Here is a 16,558-nt window from a genome sequence, read left to right on the forward strand (position 1 = left end):
GGAGCGAGCAAGCTCGCTCCTACACGGGGACCGGCTGTTCCGCCTCCTGATGGTGCGTGGAGCCAATGAACATATACATCGCCGGCACCATGAACAGCGTCAGCACGGTACCGATCGACAACCCGGCGAAGATCACCAGGCCCATGTCATGCCGTCCCGCAGCCCCGGCACCGGAGGCCCACACCAGCGGCACCACGCCCAGCACCATGGCGGCGGTGGTCATCAGGATCGGCCGCAAACGCACGCCGGCGGCTTCTTCTATGGCCTCACGCTTGCTGTGACCGGCGCGCTGCAACTCGTTGGCAAACTGCACGATCAGGATCCCGTGCTTGGTGATCAACCCCAGCAACGTCACCAGCCCCACCTGGGTGTACACGTTGATCGAGGCAAAGCCCATGGTGATAAACGCCAGCGCGCCGAAGAGTGCAGGGGGCACCGAGAACAGGATCACCACCGGGTCGCGGAAACTCTCGAACTGAAACGCCAGGGCCAGGTACACGATCAGGATCGAAAACATCAGCAGGCCGAAGAACCCGCCGGATTCCTGCATGAACTGGCGTGATTCGCCGGAGAAGTCCGAGGTGTAACCCGACGGCGCAATATTGGTCAGAATGGTGTTCAGTTTCGCCAGCAGTTCGCCCTGGGCCACGCCGCTGACGCCCGACAGGGTCGCCGAGTTGAGTTGCTGGAAGTGGTTGATGGATTCCGGCTGGGTCGAGGTTTCGATATGCGCCACGGTCCGCGCCTGGATCATGCTGCCGGATGGCGTGCGAATGTAATAATCGAGAATCTGGTCCGGGTTGAGGCGATCAACCTGCAACACCTGGGGAATCACTTTGTACGAGCGCCCGGCAGTGGAGAAGTAGTTCACGTAGTTGCCGCCCAGTGCCGCGGACAGCGCCGCACCGACGTCGGCCTGGGTCATGCCCAGTGCGGCGATTTTTTCCCGGTCCACCACCAGCTTGGCTTGTGGCTTGTCGAGTTTCAGGTCCATGTCGGAGAAATAGAACAGCTGTTGTTTCTGGGCCTCGGCCACCACGGCCTGGGCGACTTCGTTGAGGTTTTCCACCGAGTCGGTGGTGGTGATCACGAACTGCACCGGCAAGCCCTGGGCGCCCGGCAGCGATGGCAGCGGGAAGGCCGCAATGGTGGCGCCCGGCACCTGGTTCCATTTCTGCTGGAGTTCCAATATCAGTTGGGCCTGGGAGCGCGAGCGGTCGCCCCAGTTTTTCAGCAGCACACCGCCCAGGCCCTGGTTGAGGATAGGCAACCCGGTCAGCTGGAACATCTGCGCGTATTCCGGCTCTTTGTTGGCGATCTGGAAGGCCTGGTCGGCGATGCGCTCCATCTGCTGCGGCGAGGCGGTGGGCGGGCCCTTGATCTGCATGAACACCAGCCCCTGGTCCTCGGTGGGCGACAGTTCGCTTTTGGCGGTCATGCCGCTGGCGGCCACCAGCAGGAACAGCACAAAACCAAACGTCACCAGCACTGGCCATACGTTCAGGCCGCCCGAGAGTACGCGGTGGTAACGGCCCCGCAACCAGTCGAAGTACTGATCGAGCTTGCGGGCAAACCGGCCTTCTTCCTGCCCGGACTTGAACAGCCGGGACGTCATCATCGGCGAAAGCGTCAACGCCACCACGGCCGACACAGTCACGGCACCCGCCAGTGAGAAGCAGAACTCCTTGAACAGCGCACCGGTAAGGCCGCTGCGCAGCCCGATGGGCACGTAGGCGGCGATCAGCACCACGGTCATCGCGATGATCGGCCCACCCAGTTCCCGGGCGGCAACCAGCGCAGCTTCCAGCACGCCTTTACCTTCTTCCTTGATATGCCGGTCGACGTTTTCCACCACGATAATCGCGTCGTCCACCACCAGGCCGATCGCCAATACCAGGGCGAGCAGGGTCAGCAGGTTAATCGAGTACCCCAGCAGGTACATGATGAAGAAGGTCCCGACCAGCGACAGCGGGATCGCCACCAGCGGCACGATCACCGCGCGGAACGAGCCGAGGAACAGGTAGATCACCACCGACACAATGATCATCGCCTCGACCAGGGTCTTCACCACCTCATAGATCGAGGTGTTGATGAACTCCGTGGAGTCATACACGATCTCGCCGCGTACCCCGGTGGGCAACTGGGATTGCAGCTCGGGGAAGGCCTCGCGCACGCTGTCGGCCACCGTCAGGATATTGGCAGTCGGCGCCGTCTTGATGCCGATGAACACCGAACGCTTGCCGGAAAACGCCACGCTGCTGTCGTAGCTTTCGGCGCCGAGGGTGACGGTGGCCACGTCCTCCAGGTACACCAGGGCATCGCCTTTCTGCTTGACCACTAGCCGCTTGAATTCATCCACGGTGTGCAAGTCGGTCCCGGCCGTCAGGTCGACCGTCACCGTTTGCCCGCGGGTGGAACCGACGGCAGACAGGTAGTTGTTGTTGGCCAGGGCGGTGGATACGTCCTGGGCGGTCACGTTATGCGCCGCCAGTTTGTTCGGGTCCATCCAGGCGCGCAGGGCGAACTGGCGCCCGCCGAGGATTTCGGCGGTTTGCACGCCCTGGATCGAGTCCAGCTTGGGCTTGACCACCCGCACCAGGTAGTCGGTGATGTTGTTGGTGGGCAGGGTGTCGCTGTAGAAACCCAGGTACATGGCGTCGGTGGTCTGCCCGACCGCCACCGTCAGCACCGGCTCCTGGGACTGCGCCGGCAGTTGGTTCTTGACCGAGTTGACCTGGGTGTTGATCTCGGTGAGGGCCTTGCTCGCGTCGTAATTCAGCCGCAGCGTGGCGGTAATCGTCGAGACACCGGTGATGCTCGTTGAAGACAGGTAGTCAATGCCCTGGGCCTGGGCGATGGCCGACTCAAGCGGCTGGGTGATAAAGCCGGCAACGGTGGAGGCGTCCGCGCCGTAGTAGGCGGTGGTGATGGTGACCACGGTATTTTCGGTGCGTGGCCATTGGTTCACCGGCAATTCGAAGATCGAGCGCAGCCCCAGGATCAGGATGAACAGCGAGACGACAATCGCCCAGACCGGCCGCTGGATAAAGGTATCGGTAAGCTTCATGGGACACCTTTAGTGTTCTTGGGGAGTCGGCGCAGGATCGTTCAGCGGCGCGGCGCTGTTATCGACCTTCACCGGCGAGCCATTCTTGAGCTTCATCTGGCCGCTGGTGATCAGCAGGTCGCCTTCCTTCACGCCCGACAGGATCGCCACCTGATCGCCCCGGGTCGGTCCGGTCTTGATAAAGGTCTGTTGCGCGGTGAGGACTTCCTCACCCTTGTCGTTCTTGCTCGATGTGGCAATGAATACCGTGGTGCCGTAAGGGTTGTAGGTCACCGATGTCTGCGGGACGGTGAGGTAGCGCTGCGTCGCACCGGAGTTGACCACGGCGCGGGCAAACATCCCGGGCACCAGGTTCTGTTTGGGGTTGTCGACGGTGGCTTCCACGGTGACATTGCGCGTGGTGGCGTCGAACTGGGTGTCGATGGTGCTGATCTTGCCGGTGAAGGTTTGATTCGACAGTCCGTCGGCCGTTACCGAAACCCCTTGGCCGATGGCGATGGCCTCCATTTGAGTCTGGGGCACCGTGAAGTCGATGTAGATCGGATCGAAGGTTTGCAGCGTGGCGATCTTGTCGCCGGGGTTGAGGTATTGGCCAGGGTTGACGCTGGTGATGCCGATGCGCCCGGCAAACGGCGCGCGGATGGTTTTTTTCGCCACCAGCGCGCGCTGTTGTTCGGCGGCGGCGAGCTTGGCTTTGAGGTCGGCGGTGTCAGTGTCCACTTGTGCCTGGGAGATGGCGTTAACCGCCAGTTGCGCCTTGTCACGCTTGAGGACGATCACCGCCAGGTCAGCCGTGGCCTCAAGGGAATGCAGTTGCGCGATGTCCGAGTCGGCATTCAGTTGGACGAGCAGCGCCTGGGCCGCCACTTCTTGCCCGGGCGTGAAGCCGATGGTGCGCACGATGCCGCCCACTTCAGTGGTCACATCCACCCCCCTGACCGCTTTCATTGAGCCCACGGCGCTGACATTCGGTTGCCAGTCGCTGAACGGCACCTTCATGGCCGTGACCACGGAGGCCGGCAGGGGCATTTTCGACTGGGCGATCAGCGCCGAAATCTGCACGAACTTCACCCCGGCAATGATCGCGACAATCACCAGCACCACCACGATCATGATGATCATCGGCCGCCACAGTCGGCGCTTGCGCGGTGCGCCGGGCTCGGTGGGCAGGGGAGAGGCGGTTATGACGTCAGCCATGGATGTTCTCGCTGTTTCAAGAGTTCAGTTCAGTTGAACCGTGCCGAATCGGCGGGCGCTGCCTCGTTCCTGGCCGGCATGATCTCGTTCCACGAAGGCAGGCCGAACCGATCAGGCCGGCCCTTGGTGGCAGGGTCCACATCGGTACGGTTCCACCATCCGCCACCCAATGCCTGGAAGAGCGCGGTGGTGTCGCTGTAGCGGGAGGCCTGCGCCCTGACGCGGGCCAGCACGGTGTTCTGGTAGGTTTGCTGGGCCGTGAGCAGGTTGATGTACGCCACGGCACCGAGCTTGAACTGCGCCTGCACCAGGTCCAGGTTGGCTTGGGCAGAGCGCTCGGCCACCACCTGCTGGTTGAGCGCATCGGCATCCGCCTCCAGCGCCCGCAGTGCGTTGGCCACGTCCTGGAACGCGCCGATCACCGTGCCACGGTAGCGGGCTGCCGACTCGTCATAGGCGGCCACGGCAGCGCGTTTGCGATGTTCGAGTGCGCCGGCATCAAAGATCGGTTGGGTGATCGACCCGGCAAGGCTCCAGACCCCACTGCCCGCCGAAAACAATTTGGTCCCGCTGGCCACCGTGGAGCCCACCGACCCGGTAATGCTGAACTGGGGCAACTGATTGGCGACGGCCACGCCGATATTGGCACTGGCCTGATGCAGTTGCGCCTGCGCAGATCGCACATCGGGCCGCTGGCCAACGATGGCCGAAGGCAGGCTGAGCGGCAGTTCTTCGGGCAGGTGCAGGGAGGCGAGGTTGAAGCGCTCGTCCCGGTCCTGGTTGGGAAACCGGCCGAGGTAGGCCATCAACTGGTTGCGGGTCTGGGCGAACTGCTTTTGCAGGGACGGCAAGGTGGCACGGGTTTGCGCCAGCGCGGTCTGCTGTGTGAGCACGTCGGTGTCACCGATCGCACCCAGCCGGCGCTGCGCCTGCAGGACGTCGAGCTGATCACTCTGTAGCCGAATGATGGTTTCGGTGGCGGCGATCTGGTCGCGTATAGAGGCGAGGCTGACTGCGGTGTTCACCACATTGGAGGTCAACGTGAGGTAGGTCGCCTCCAACTGGAAGCGCTCGTACTCGGCCTGGGCCGAGGTGGATTCAATTTGCCGGCGCGTGCCGCCGAATACATCCGGGGCATAGGACACGCTCAGCGACGCCGAGCTCACCGTGAGAATCGGCGACTCCGGCAGGCCCGAGGTGACGCCCGATACTTTCTCGCGGGCCTTCTGCACGTTGCCGCTCACCGAGGGAAACAGCGACGCCTGGTCGGCATAGACCAGCTCGTTGGCCTGGCGCAATGCCGCCTGCGCGGCGGTGACATCCGGGTTGGCGCGCAAGGCTTCCTCCACCAGCGCGTTCAGTTCCGGTGAGCGGAACAGCGTCCACCATTGCCCGGGAATATCCATCCCGGCGATCAACCGCTGCGCCGCACCGCCGGTGTCGATATCGGCCTTGGCGGTGGAGGTGAGTTTTTCTCGTGAATAATCGGCGTTCGCCGGCACCTCAGGACGCGCGAAATCGGGCCCGACGGTGCAGCCGGCGAGGGCGATGCACAGCAGGCTCAAGGGAGCCAGAAGGTGGGGTGGTCGAAAAAGGGCGCGGCTGTGCGCCACTGGTTGCGGTGCCGATGCAAGCTGCCGAGGCTGCTCTTTCATATTTACTCTGATTAATCAGTTGGTTAACTGCTTTATTTGTTGAGCAATGAGTGCGCGGGCATCGGGCCATACGGCTGAAAAAATGGCGCGAGAGTCGCCGAATTCAAATCAGTGTAGGTGGTGCAGGCGGGTACGCAATGTCCGTGCGCGCCGACCACCCCCAAAAATGCATTTAACGCATTAATATCGAATTAGGTTATGCGTTATAAGTATTTTACATGCAGCCGTCAGCCCCTCATCGTAGCCCTCCCTACGAACACTGCCGAGACCGCACGCGCGGATCGACTTTCAATGCTTGAGAAGGCATCTGGAGACGAACGTGCGTTACCTGACAAAACTGGCGGCCGGGTTGGCCGCCACGCTGCTGTGCCTGACCGCGAACGCGCAAACGCTGGTGGTCGGAGACCAAAGCTACAACGCCCAGGCCGTGATGGAAGCGGCGGGGGTGCTGGATGATCTGCCCTACACCCTTGAATGGAAGCAATTCACCGCCGGGTCTCCGGTGGCGGAAGCCCTCAATACCAACAGCCTCGACATCGGCCTGCTCGGCGATGCGCCCGTGCTGTTCCTCGGTGCACTCGGCGCGCCAATCAAGGTGATTGCCATCAGCCGGCAAAACCTCGAGGGCGTGGCCATCCTGGTGAAAAAGGATTCCTCGATCCACAGCCTTGCGGACCTCAAAGGCAAGCGCGCCGCCATCTGGAAAGGCTCCTGGAGCCAGCAACTGCTGCTGACCGCACTGGATAAGGCCGGCGTGCCGAAGGACGCCCTGGAGTTGCGCTACCTCAGTGCACTGGATGCTTCCCACGCACTGGAAGGCGGTTCGGTCGACGTCATCGCCACCTGGGAACCCTACGTCACCCAACAGGAACGCCAGGGCGCACGGGTATTGGCGACCGCAGACGGGCTGATCCCGGCCCAGAGTTTCGTCGCCGCCAGCACCAGGGCCGTCGATAACAAGCGTGCGCAAATCAGCGATTTTCTCCAACGCCTGAAGAAAGCCCGTGACTGGACGCGCCAAAGCCCGGCCAACGCCGACGCGTATGCAGATGCCTGGGCCAAGCGCACCCGCGCAGATGCCGACATTGCCCGCGCCTGGTTTGCCCGGGCACGCACGACGGTCGAACCGGTGACAGCCCAGTCGCCTGTAGAAGCACAAAAGACCGTGGACTTTTTCACAAGCCAGGGACTGGTCAAGTCTTACCCGGCAGCCAAGCTGTTCGACGACTCCTTCGCGGCGTCCTTGCAACCAGCCGTCGCCAGAACCCAGCCCTGAACGTTTCCAGGAATACGTTGGACATGACTAAAAGACAGCTCAAACTCGGCGCCCTGACCATGGGCTGCGGCGGGCCCGGCCGCCACAATCTGTGGCTCGACCCGCAATTGCCGGCCGATGCCAGCGTCAACGTCGACTGGTACATCGACATTGCACGCCAGGCCGAGGCGGCATTGTTCGACTTGATGTTCATCGTCGACAGCCAATTCATCACACCGGGTTCGCCATCCCACTACCTGAACCGGCTGGAGCCGCTGACGCTGTTATCGGCACTTGCCGTAAGCACCCGGCACCTGGGCCTGGTCGGTACGCTGACGACCTCTTACAACTCGCCCTATAACGTCGCGCGGCGCCTGGCCTCACTCGACCTGATCAGCAAAGGCCGCGCCGGCTGGAACGTGGTCACCAGCGGCGACGCCGGTACCGCCGGCAACTACAGCCGCGACGAACATTATGACTACGACACCCGCTATGGCCGGGCGGCCGAACACGTCCAGGTCGTGCAGGGCCTGTGGAACTCCTATGAGGAAGATGCCTTCGTGCGTGACCGCGCCACCGGCCGGTTTCTCGACCCCGCCAAACTCCACAGCCTGAATCACAAGGGCGAGCACTTTTCCGTGGTCGGGCCGCTGAATATCCAGCGCTCACCCCAGGGCCAACCGGTGATCTTCCAGGCTGGCGATTCGGAACAAGGCCGCGACCTCGGTGCGGCCACGGCCGATGTAATCTTTACCCATGCGGCCAGCATCGAGCAGGGCCAGGCTTTCTATCGGGATATCAAGGGCAGGGCGCTGCAACATGGCCGTGACCCGGAGCAATTGCTGGTGATGCCCGGCGCCGAGATTTATGTAGGCGATACCGATGAACAGGCGCGTGAAATCGAGCGGCACTACCATCAGGCCGACCACAGTTTCGAGCTGGCGCTGAAGGAGTTCGGACGCAATTTCGGCTGGCATGATTTCAGCCAGTACGACCTTGATGCGCCGTTCCCGCAGGAGAGCCTGGAGGCGGCACGCAGCAGCTTTTTTACCGCGGCCAAACGCATTGCCGATCAGGCACGGGAGAAAGGTTTTACATTGCGCCAGGCGGTGGAATTTGGGCGGCAACTGCGCCCGGGAGCGTTTGTCGGATCGGCGGATACCGTCGCTCGGAAAATGGCTGACTGGCTTGAAGCCCGCGCGGTGGATGGTTTCAACATCTACATCGGCCATCCGGAGCAGTTCAAACGCTTCACGCACGAGGTCATCCCGTTGTTGCAGGAGCGCGGCGTGTATCGCACGGCTTATGAAGGTACGACCTTGCGGGAAAGCCTGGGATTGAAGATTCCACGGTTTGCGCGCAACGGCGGCGGTTGACTCAAAAAAACTGTCCAGATGAATAAATTGGTGGGCCGGGGATTTTTTTAGACATACTGAGGGCTCAAGCCACTCATTTGTCCCGAGACTTTCCTGATGCCATCCCATCCTGCACAAGGGCCTTTCAATCAGGACGACCGGTATCGACTGCTCGTCGACGCAGTGGTCGACTATGCCATCTATATGCTTGATACGAACGGCTTGATTCGCAGTTGGAACTCCGGGGCGAGAAAGATCAAGCAGTACGAACAGAGTGAAGTGCTGGGCAGGCATTTTTCGCTGTTCTACACCCCGGAAGACCTGGCCTCGGACTTGCCGGGCCGGGCACTCCAGAGCGCCGAGCAGTCAGGGCGCTTCGAGGGCGAAGGTTGGCGCATCCGCAAGGATGGGACTCGTCTCTGGGCACTGGTGATCATCGACCCGATACGCGCCGACGACGGCACGTTGATTGGCTTCGCCAAGGTCACACGGGACCTGACCGAGCGTAAGGCCGCGGAGCAGGCGCTGCGCCAGAGCGAGCAGCAATTCAGCCTGCTGGTGCAAGGCGTCACCGACTACGCGCTGTATATGCTGGACCCCAACGGCGTGATCACCACCTGGAACGCCGGCGCCCAGCGCATCAAGGGTTATCAGCCGGCAGAAGTCATCGGCAGGCATTACTCCATGTTCTTCCAGCGTGAGGACGTAGACCACAACGTCCCGCAGCGCGCCCTTGAAACGGTGGTCAGGGAAGGTCGTTACGAAGGGCAGGGCTGGCGCCTGCGCAAGGACGGCACGGGATTCCTCGCCCATGTGGTTATCGACCCGATCAAGAATGAACTGGGTGAGCTGGTGGGGTTTGCGAAGATCACCCGGGACGTTACCGAAAGCGTGCAGGCTCAACAGGAGATCAAGGAAACCCGAGAGGCGTTATTCCAATCCCAGAAAATGGAGTCCCTGGGCCAGCTCACCGGCGGCATCGCCCATGACTTCAACAACCTCTTGATGGTGATTCTGGGGAGTCTTGAACTCGCCAAGAAGCGTGTCCCGCAGGACTCGAGAACCTGCGCCTTACTGAATAATGCCATCGCGGGCGCCCAGCGGGGCGCAACGCTGACTCAGCGCATGCTGGCCTTTGCCCGTCGCCAGGAGCTTGACCCTCAGCCTGTGGATGTGGGCGATCTGATCCGCAACATGTCAGACCTGCTGTCCCGCATGTTGGGCGCAGGCATCAACGTCGACACACAGTTCCCATTGATCCTGCGGCCGGTATTGGTCGACATGAGCCAACTGGAAATGGCTGTGATGAACCTGGTGATCAACGCCCGGGACGCAATGGAAGGTCGGGGCAGGATCCTGATTTCAGCGCGGGAGGATGCGTTTCCCGACGGGGCGAATGACTCGCAAAGGCTGATTTGCATCTCTGTCATCGACACCGGCCCCGGGATGAATGACGCGACCTTGCAACGGGCCATGGAGCCGTTCTTCACCACCAAGGGAGCGGGAAAAGGCACCGGGCTTGGGCTTTCGATGGTGCATGGCCTGGCGGCACAGTCACAGGGCCACTTTGTGCTGAAGAGCCGGGTAGGAGAGGGCACAACCGCAGAGCTCTGGTTACCGGTGGCGGTGACCGACACCACACAGTCTGCGGCGCTGGCATCAACGGCAGATACACCCGATGCAGCCCATCAGCAAAGCCTCGAGATTCTGCTGGTAGATGACGACCCGCTGGTGCTGATCAGCACCGGGGCGATGCTTGAAGACCTGGGCCATCATGTTGTGTCGGCAGGAGATGGGCATGCTGCGTTGGCGCTCCTGGCGCAAGGCGCATGCTTTGACCTGGTCGTGACAGACATGGCAATGCCGGACATGACCGGGATCGAGCTTGCCGGCAACATCGAGTCGTTGTATCCCAACCTTCCCATCATTCTTTCCTCAGGCTTTGCGGAAATCTCCCTGGACCTCAAGACCACATTGACGCGCTTACCCAAGCCATTCGATCAATCTGCACTGGCCAGGGTGATCGCCGAAACCATGCGCAGCCGGATCGACAAGCCGTGTTGAGCCAGGCGGCTGGCCGTCCGTTGTTTGTTTCCATGGATGGCCCCAAGGGTACTGGCAAAACCACATTGCTGGAGGCCGTAACAAAAGCGCTTAGGGCTGACAACAGAATGGTGATCCGGCTTTGCGAGAGAAAAAGCGATCCCTTCAGAAGTGAAACAATGACCCTCGTTAACAGACTCGCCAGGCATCCCGGCCTGGATCTGGAGTGGGAGGTTTGTGAACGCTTCGCTGATAGCCGCGCGTGGATTTCCCGGCACGTGCTGGCTAGACAGCCACCAGGCAGCATCGTCCTGATCGACCGCTGGTACCCGTCTGATGCCGCGTTTCGCCGGGAAGTCCCGCTGGCAGAAATCCTGCAGTTGAACATTGATCGAAACGTGCAAGTGCCGGACCTGCATGTCGGGGTCGTCACTGCCCCTGATATTTCATGGGCACGGGCCGCGGCACGCCGGCGCGGACTGAGCAGTACCGTGATCCACACGCTGGCAGAACATGTCGCCTGTACCCAGGCGTTCGAGCGAGCGGTTGCGGATCACGGCTGGGTGTTATGCCGGAATGAAGGAACCATTGAGGGCGCAACACGGCAGGTGGTTGCCGAAATTTATAACGTCCTTGAGTCCTTCCAGTGTGATTGACCCGAGCCCTGTTCAGGCACTTGCCCCGTTGAACATGCTGACCAGGCTATAGGGTGCATCGTCACCAAACAGCAACTCGTGCAGTTCATTCCCCTCGGCAGCCATTTGCGCGCTGCGCGGGAACATGGCCTGTTCGTATTCGCCCAGGGCGGCTTCGACGTCATCAGGGTATGAGGCGATGGCCTTGCCGAGTTCGGCACCATCGTACATGGCCAGGTTGGCACCTTCGCCATTCGGGGCCGCAAGGTGTGCGGCATCACCGATCAGCGTTACGCCCGGCACCCGGTCCCAGCGGTGATCAACCGGCAGCATAAAGAGCGGGCGCCATACCAGTTCGGTGTCACTGTCGGTGATCAGCGCCGTGAGGGCAGGGGACCAGCCTGCGAATTCCTGCGCGATCCGTGCCGCCGCCGTTGCCGTGTCGGTGAAATCGATGGCGGCAAACCAGCTTTGGGATTCGGTGAGCACTACGTAGGTGTGCAGCGTGGCGCCCGTCTCACGGTGCGCCTGGATCCCTTTTCCCGGTTGAAGTGCGAACATCGCACCGCCACCTACCGCCCTGGAGGTGGCCGGGTGCCGGGCGTCGCTGTCATACAGGTAGGTTTCGATCAACGAGCGGCCCATGTACTCGGGGGCAGCGTCGCTGAGCAGCGGCCGGACCTTTGACCAGGCTCCGTCCGCGCCAACCAGCAGGTGGGTAGCAACGCAAGTACCGTCGGCGAAGGTCACTTCGTGGCGACCCTCGCCGAGGGCGCGCACGCTCTTGACCTTGTGGCCCCAACGCACAGTACCGGCGGGCAGTGAATCGAGGAGCATCTTGCGCAGCTCGCCACGCATGACCTCGGGACGGCCGCCTGTGCCGTCGTCGGGTTGATCCAACAGAGTGGCACCCTGCCAATCAAGCACCCGAGTCGCCTCGCGACCTTTCAGGATAAGCGCGCGGAACTCGTCCGTCAGGCCCGCTGCCTGCAAGGCCAGTTGGCCGTTGTAGTCGTGGATATCGAGCATCCCGCCTTGGGCGCGTGCGGTTGCCGACGGCTCTGCTTCATAGACGGTGGCGGCAATACCGTGGACGTACAGCACGCGAGCCAGGATGAGACCGCCCAGGCCAGCACCGATGATTGTGACGGGGGTGTGCATAGGGTACCTGTTGAATGTGAGAAATCTTCCGGACTGTTTTTACGCTATTTTGTGGAAAAAATGGCCTGGTTCAAGGGGTTTACTTTCCGCAGGCGATTGAATATAAAGTTTGCTTCGGCGCACAACCGTTGTTGCGCCCCATGATGTTGACAGGAGGAAGCTATGTCACCGTTAAACGTGATGAAGTTCTAAACGATCAAACCGTCACCCCCTCGCTTGAAAACCTCGAAACACGCTGGTCTCAGCATTGGCAGCTCGAAGGCACGTATGCCTTTGACCACAGCGCCCAACGCGACGCTGTATTCTCCATCGACACGCCGCCACCGACAGCCTCAGGTTCGTTGCACGTTGGCCATGTCTTCAGCTACACCCACACCGATATCATCGCCCGGTTCCAGCGGATGCGCGGCAAGGCTGTGTTCTACCCCATGGGTTGGGACGACAATGGCTTGCCGACCGAACGCAGGGTCGAGAATTTCTACGGCGTACGTTGCGACTCGTTGGCCGCTTACCAGCCTGGCTTCAAACCCTCCGAGTCGATTCCATTAAAACGGGCTGACTTTGCCGTCATCAGTCGGCGCAACTTTATCGAGTTGTGCCATGAGCTGACGGCCATCGATGAGCAAGCGTTCCGTGCACTGTTCGTGCAACTGGGCTTGTCCGTTGATTGGAGTCTTTCATACGCCACCATTGATGAACGCTCCCAACGAGCCAGTCAGCGCGCGTTACTGCGTAACTACCAGCGTGGCGAACTGTATAGCCAGGAGGCTCCGTGCCTCTGGGATGTGACGTTCCAGACGGCCGTAGCCCAGGCAGAGCTTGAGGAGCGCGAGGTTGCGGGTGCGTATCACGAACTCGGCTTCGACGCGGCTGATGGTGCCGAACTGAAGATTGCTACGACTCGACCTGAGTTGCTGATGGCATGCGTGGCGCTGGTGGCTCACCCGGACGACGCTCGTTATCAGGCGAGGTTCGGGCAGACCGTGCGTGCGCCGATTTTTGACCTGGACGTTCCGCTGCTGGCCCACCCTTTGGGTGACCCCGGCAAGGGCACCGGGTTGGCGATGGTCTGCACCTTTGGCGATCTAACCGATGTGATTTGGTGGCGGGAGTTGCAGCTGCCCACACGGTCAGTCCTGGGAAAGGACGGGCGCCTGTTACTTGAGACGCCCTCCTGGTTGACGACGCCGCGCAGCCAACAGGCCTACGCAGGCCTGGCCGGCCGTACCCTGTCCCAGGTTCGTACGCAGCTCGTTTCGATGTTGCGTGACTGCGGCGCCATGCGAGATGAACCACGACCGATTAACCACGCGGTAAAGTTCTTCGAGAAAGGCGACCGGCCTTTGGAAATTCTCGCGACGCGGCAATGGTACTTGCGCAATGGCGGACGCGACGCGAACCTGAGGGACGTGTTGCTCGACGCTGGCCAGGCGTTGGACTGGCATCCGCCGCACATGCTCAGGCGTTACGAGCATTGGGTAGGGGGGTTGAATGGAGACTGGCTAATCAGTCGCCAACGTACGTTCGGCGTGCCGATTCCGTTCTGGTATCGCCTGGACGCACAAGGCGAAGCCGAGCATGGCGCTCCGATTATCGCCAGTGAGGCAAGCCTGCCTGTTGATCCGGGCCTGGATACACCGCCTGGGTATCGACCCGAACAACGTGGTCAACCCAACGGGTTTATCGGCGAACAAGACATCATGGACACCTGGGCCACCAGTTCCCTGACGCCTCAGATTGCCGGCGGCTGGGGAGAGGACGATGGGTTGTTTGCCAAAATATACCCGATGGACCTCAGGCCCCAAGGTCACGACATAATCCGAACCTGGCTGTTCTCGACACTGGTACGCAGCCATTTTGAACACGGTTGCGCGCCATGGCGCAACGTCGCGCTTTCCGGGTGGATCCTTGATCCCGATCGCAAGAAAATGTCCAAGTCCAAGGGGAATGTGGTCATCCCTCAAGCCTTGCTCGACCAGTATGGAAGTGACGGCGTGCGCTATTGGGCTGCCTCGGCGCGGCTCGGCAGTGACACAGCCTTTGAAGAGCAGCAGATGAAAATCGGCCGCCGCCTGGCCGTCAAGCTGTTCAATCTTTCGAGGTTGGTTCAAGGCTTTGCGAAGGATGACACCGGGGATATCGACCAACCGCTGGATCAAGCCATGCTTGAACGCTTGGGTGGCGTAGTCCAGGACGCAACCGTCGCGCTGGAGGCCTATGACTACAGCGGGGCGTTGTCGCGTATCGAAGGATTCTTCTGGTGGTTTTGCGATGACTACGTCGAATTGGTCAAACGTCGTGCCTATCGACCCGACGGCTACTCGGCGCGTAATGCATTGGCACATGCGCTGAGCGTGCAGCAGCGACTGTTTGCGCCATTTCTGCCCTTTGTGTGTGAGGAGGTCTGGCAATCCTGGAATTGCGGCTCAGTGCACAAGGCGCCCTGGCCGCAAGGGGGCGCTTGCCCTGACGCGGCTGTTGAACAGTTATTGATGAGCCTGAGCAGCGTGCTGTCTGCAATTCGCAAAGCAAAGTCTGACGCCAGCCAATCCATGAAGGCTCCGGTAGCACGTGTTGAGCTGGTCGACAGCGCCGCGCAGCTTGAACTGATAAAAGGCGTCAGCCAAGACCTGATAGAGGCGGGGCAGGTCGAGGCCTTGGTGTTTATAGAGGGCGCGGAGCGGCAGGTCGATGTCTGGCTGACGTAACGAGGAGTGGTGCCGACCGCCTCAGTGACACCCACTGGGGCGGGCCGGATCATGCAAGCCTGTTACGCCACCCCACCTTTCAGAATTGTGCGCCGGCCATAAGCACATACTTGACGTGTACGTACTCCTCGATCCCGTAGTAACTGCCTTCGCGACCGTAACCGGACTGCTTGATACCGCCAAAGGGAATCGACACGGTACCCACGGATCCCGAGTTCAGAATCACCATGCCCGCCTCCAACTGGCGGGAAAGGCGCAATGAGCGCCCCAATGCGCTTGTGTAGGCATAGGCGACCAGGCCGAACTCAGTCTGGTTGGCGCGAGCAATCACTTCCTCCTCATCCTTGAATGAATAAATGGCGAAGACCGGGCCGAAGATCTCGCTGGTGGCCAGCGGCGAATCATCCTGCAAGCCGGTCAGCACAGTCGGCTCATAAAACAGACCGCCCTTGGCGTGAGGCTTGCCGCCCATCAGGACTTTTGCTCCGGCGGCCTTGGCTTGCTCCACCAGCGATACAACTTTGTCAAAACCCGTCTGATTGACCAACGGCCCCACCACAAAGTCTTCACGCATGCCCTGGTCAACATCGATCCTGGCTACGCTTTCCTTCAGGCGCTTCACGAAGTCTTCAAAAATAGTGTTCTGCACGAAGATGCGGTTAGGCGAGATACACACCTGCCCGGAATTGCGCAGCTTTGCACCCACCAGGCCTTTGATTGCTTCCTCGATATTTGCGTCCTGGAACACGATGAAGGGTGCATTGCCACCCAGCTCCAGAGTCATTTTTTTTACCGTCGCCGCACATTGTGAAGCCAGGAGTTTGCCTACACCGGTCGAACCGGTGAACGAGATTTTGCGAATGCGCGGATCGCCAGTCAGGATCAGGCCGATCTCCTTGGGATCACCGACGATGACCTCGAATACACCTTCAGGAATTCCCGCCTTGCGAGCATGTTCCAGCAACTTGAAGGCAGTAAGCGGCGTGTCTTCTGCGGGCTTGATCACCATGGTGCAACCTGCGGCCAGCGCGGTCGCCACTTTGCGGGTAATCATCATGAAGGGGAAGTTCCAGGGGGTGATCGCGGCGACCGGCCCGATAGCTTCCTTGGTGACAACCACATTGGCATTTTTATCGTGGGTAGGAATAGTGTCCCCGTAGACGCGCTTGGCTTCTTCGGCGTACCACTCGATGAACCCCAACCCATAGTCGATTTCGCCTCGGGCTTCAGAAAGGCACTTGCCGTTCTCCCGACACATCAGTTCGGCGAAGGCTTCCTTATCATCCTTAACGCTGTCGTGCCAGCGCCGCAGAATATCGCTGCGCTCGCTGGCCAGTTTCGATGACCATTCCGGGAACGCTGCACAGGTACGATCTACAGCAGCCTTTACTTGTGCTGCGTTGCTTTTGGCCACGCGGCCGACTTCGCTGCCATCGGCCGGGTTGTAGACGACTAACATGGGCTTATCTCCAATAGTTAAGT

10 protein-coding genes are annotated in these 16,558 nt (G+C 60.9%); 5 read left to right on the plus strand and 5 right to left on the minus strand.

Annotated features, from left to right (window positions below):
- Positions 1-19 precede the first annotated feature (19 nt).
- From HX786_RS05760 to HX786_RS05770, 3 genes are all read right to left on the minus strand, one after another.
- A complete protein-coding gene (locus HX786_RS05760) occupies positions 20-3,067 on the minus strand; it encodes an efflux RND transporter permease subunit (protein ID WP_008433352.1) in 3,048 nt (1,015 codons plus the stop codon).
- A 9-nt stretch (positions 3,068-3,076) separates the two neighbouring features.
- Positions 3,077-4,189, minus strand: a complete 1,113-nt coding sequence (locus HX786_RS05765; RefSeq protein WP_008433355.1) for an efflux RND transporter periplasmic adaptor subunit — start codon at positions 4,187-4,189, stop codon at positions 3,077-3,079.
- 104 nt (positions 4,190-4,293) lie between these two features.
- Positions 4,294-5,829, minus strand: coding sequence for an efflux transporter outer membrane subunit (locus tag HX786_RS05770; protein WP_256735050.1), 1,536 nt, complete (start codon positions 5,827-5,829; stop codon positions 4,294-4,296).
- Positions 5,830-6,238: 409 nt separating this feature from the next.
- Here HX786_RS05770 and HX786_RS05775 point away from each other — a divergent pair, with 409 nt between their 5' ends.
- From HX786_RS05775 to HX786_RS05790, 4 genes are all read left to right on the plus strand, one after another.
- Positions 6,239-7,195: an ABC transporter substrate-binding protein gene (locus tag HX786_RS05775; RefSeq protein ID WP_178911818.1), complete on the plus strand. Its 957-nt coding sequence runs from the start codon at positions 6,239-6,241 to the stop codon at positions 7,193-7,195.
- Between the two features lie 23 nt (positions 7,196-7,218).
- Positions 7,219-8,550 carry an LLM class flavin-dependent oxidoreductase gene (locus HX786_RS05780; RefSeq protein WP_003217715.1) on the plus strand — a complete coding sequence of 444 codons (1,332 nt, stop codon included), beginning with the start codon at positions 7,219-7,221 and terminating at the stop codon, positions 8,548-8,550.
- Between the two features lie 96 nt (positions 8,551-8,646).
- Positions 8,647-10,593: a PAS domain-containing sensor histidine kinase gene (locus HX786_RS05785; protein ID WP_178911819.1), complete on the plus strand. Its 1,947-nt coding sequence runs from the start codon at positions 8,647-8,649 to the stop codon at positions 10,591-10,593.
- Positions 10,594-10,625: 32 nt separating this feature from the next.
- Complete coding sequence (locus tag HX786_RS05790) at positions 10,626-11,228, plus strand: dTMP kinase (RefSeq protein ID WP_178911839.1); 603 nt, start codon at positions 10,626-10,628, stop codon at positions 11,226-11,228.
- A gap of 12 nt (positions 11,229-11,240) precedes the next feature.
- On the opposite strand, the gene HX786_RS05795 is transcribed toward HX786_RS05790, so the two are convergent.
- The gene (locus tag HX786_RS05795; protein WP_178911820.1) at positions 11,241-12,368 is read right to left on the minus strand and encodes an NAD(P)/FAD-dependent oxidoreductase; all 1,128 of its coding nucleotides are present in this window, start codon (positions 12,366-12,368) and stop codon (positions 11,241-11,243) included.
- Positions 12,369-12,508: 140 nt separating this feature from the next.
- Between HX786_RS05795 and valS the strand changes: the two genes are divergently transcribed.
- A complete protein-coding gene (gene valS / locus HX786_RS05800; RefSeq protein ID WP_178911821.1) occupies positions 12,509-15,076 on the plus strand; it encodes a valine--tRNA ligase in 2,568 nt (855 codons plus the stop codon).
- 79 nt (positions 15,077-15,155) lie between these two features.
- Here the strand turns inward: valS and HX786_RS05805 are convergent, their stop codons facing one another.
- Entirely contained in the window at positions 15,156-16,535 is a 1,380-nt protein-coding gene (locus tag HX786_RS05805; RefSeq protein ID WP_178911822.1) for an NAD-dependent succinate-semialdehyde dehydrogenase, read from the minus strand.
- Between the last annotated feature and the right edge of the window lie 23 nt (positions 16,536-16,558).

Source organism: Pseudomonas sp. 21615526, assembly GCF_013386245.1.
Lineage (GTDB): Bacteria > Pseudomonadota > Gammaproteobacteria > Pseudomonadales > Pseudomonadaceae > Aquipseudomonas.

Bases quoted from the DNA above. Each gene is read 5' to 3' on its own strand.
- HX786_RS05760 (WP_008433352.1), bottom strand. From the start codon at position 3,067: ATGAAGCTTACCGATACCTTTATCCAGCGGCCGGTCTGGGCGATTGTC.
- HX786_RS05785 (WP_178911819.1), top strand. From the start codon at position 8,647: ATGCCATCCCATCCTGCACAAGGGCCTTTCAATCAGGACGACCGGTAT.
- HX786_RS05765 (WP_008433355.1), bottom strand. From the start codon at position 4,189: ATGATCATCATGATCGTGGTGGTGCTGGTGATTGTCGCGATCATTGCC.
- HX786_RS05780 (WP_003217715.1), top strand. From the start codon at position 7,219: ATGACTAAAAGACAGCTCAAACTCGGCGCCCTGACCATGGGCTGCGGC.
- HX786_RS05790 (WP_178911839.1), top strand. From the start codon at position 10,626: ATGGATGGCCCCAAGGGTACTGGCAAAACCACATTGCTGGAGGCCGTA.
- valS (WP_178911821.1), top strand. From the start codon at position 12,509: ATGATGTTGACAGGAGGAAGCTATGTCACCGTTAAACGTGATGAAGTT.
- HX786_RS05795 (WP_178911820.1), bottom strand. From the start codon at position 12,368: ATGCACACCCCCGTCACAATCATCGGTGCTGGCCTGGGCGGTCTCATC.
- HX786_RS05805 (WP_178911822.1), bottom strand. From the start codon at position 16,535: ATGTTAGTCGTCTACAACCCGGCCGATGGCAGCGAAGTCGGCCGCGTG.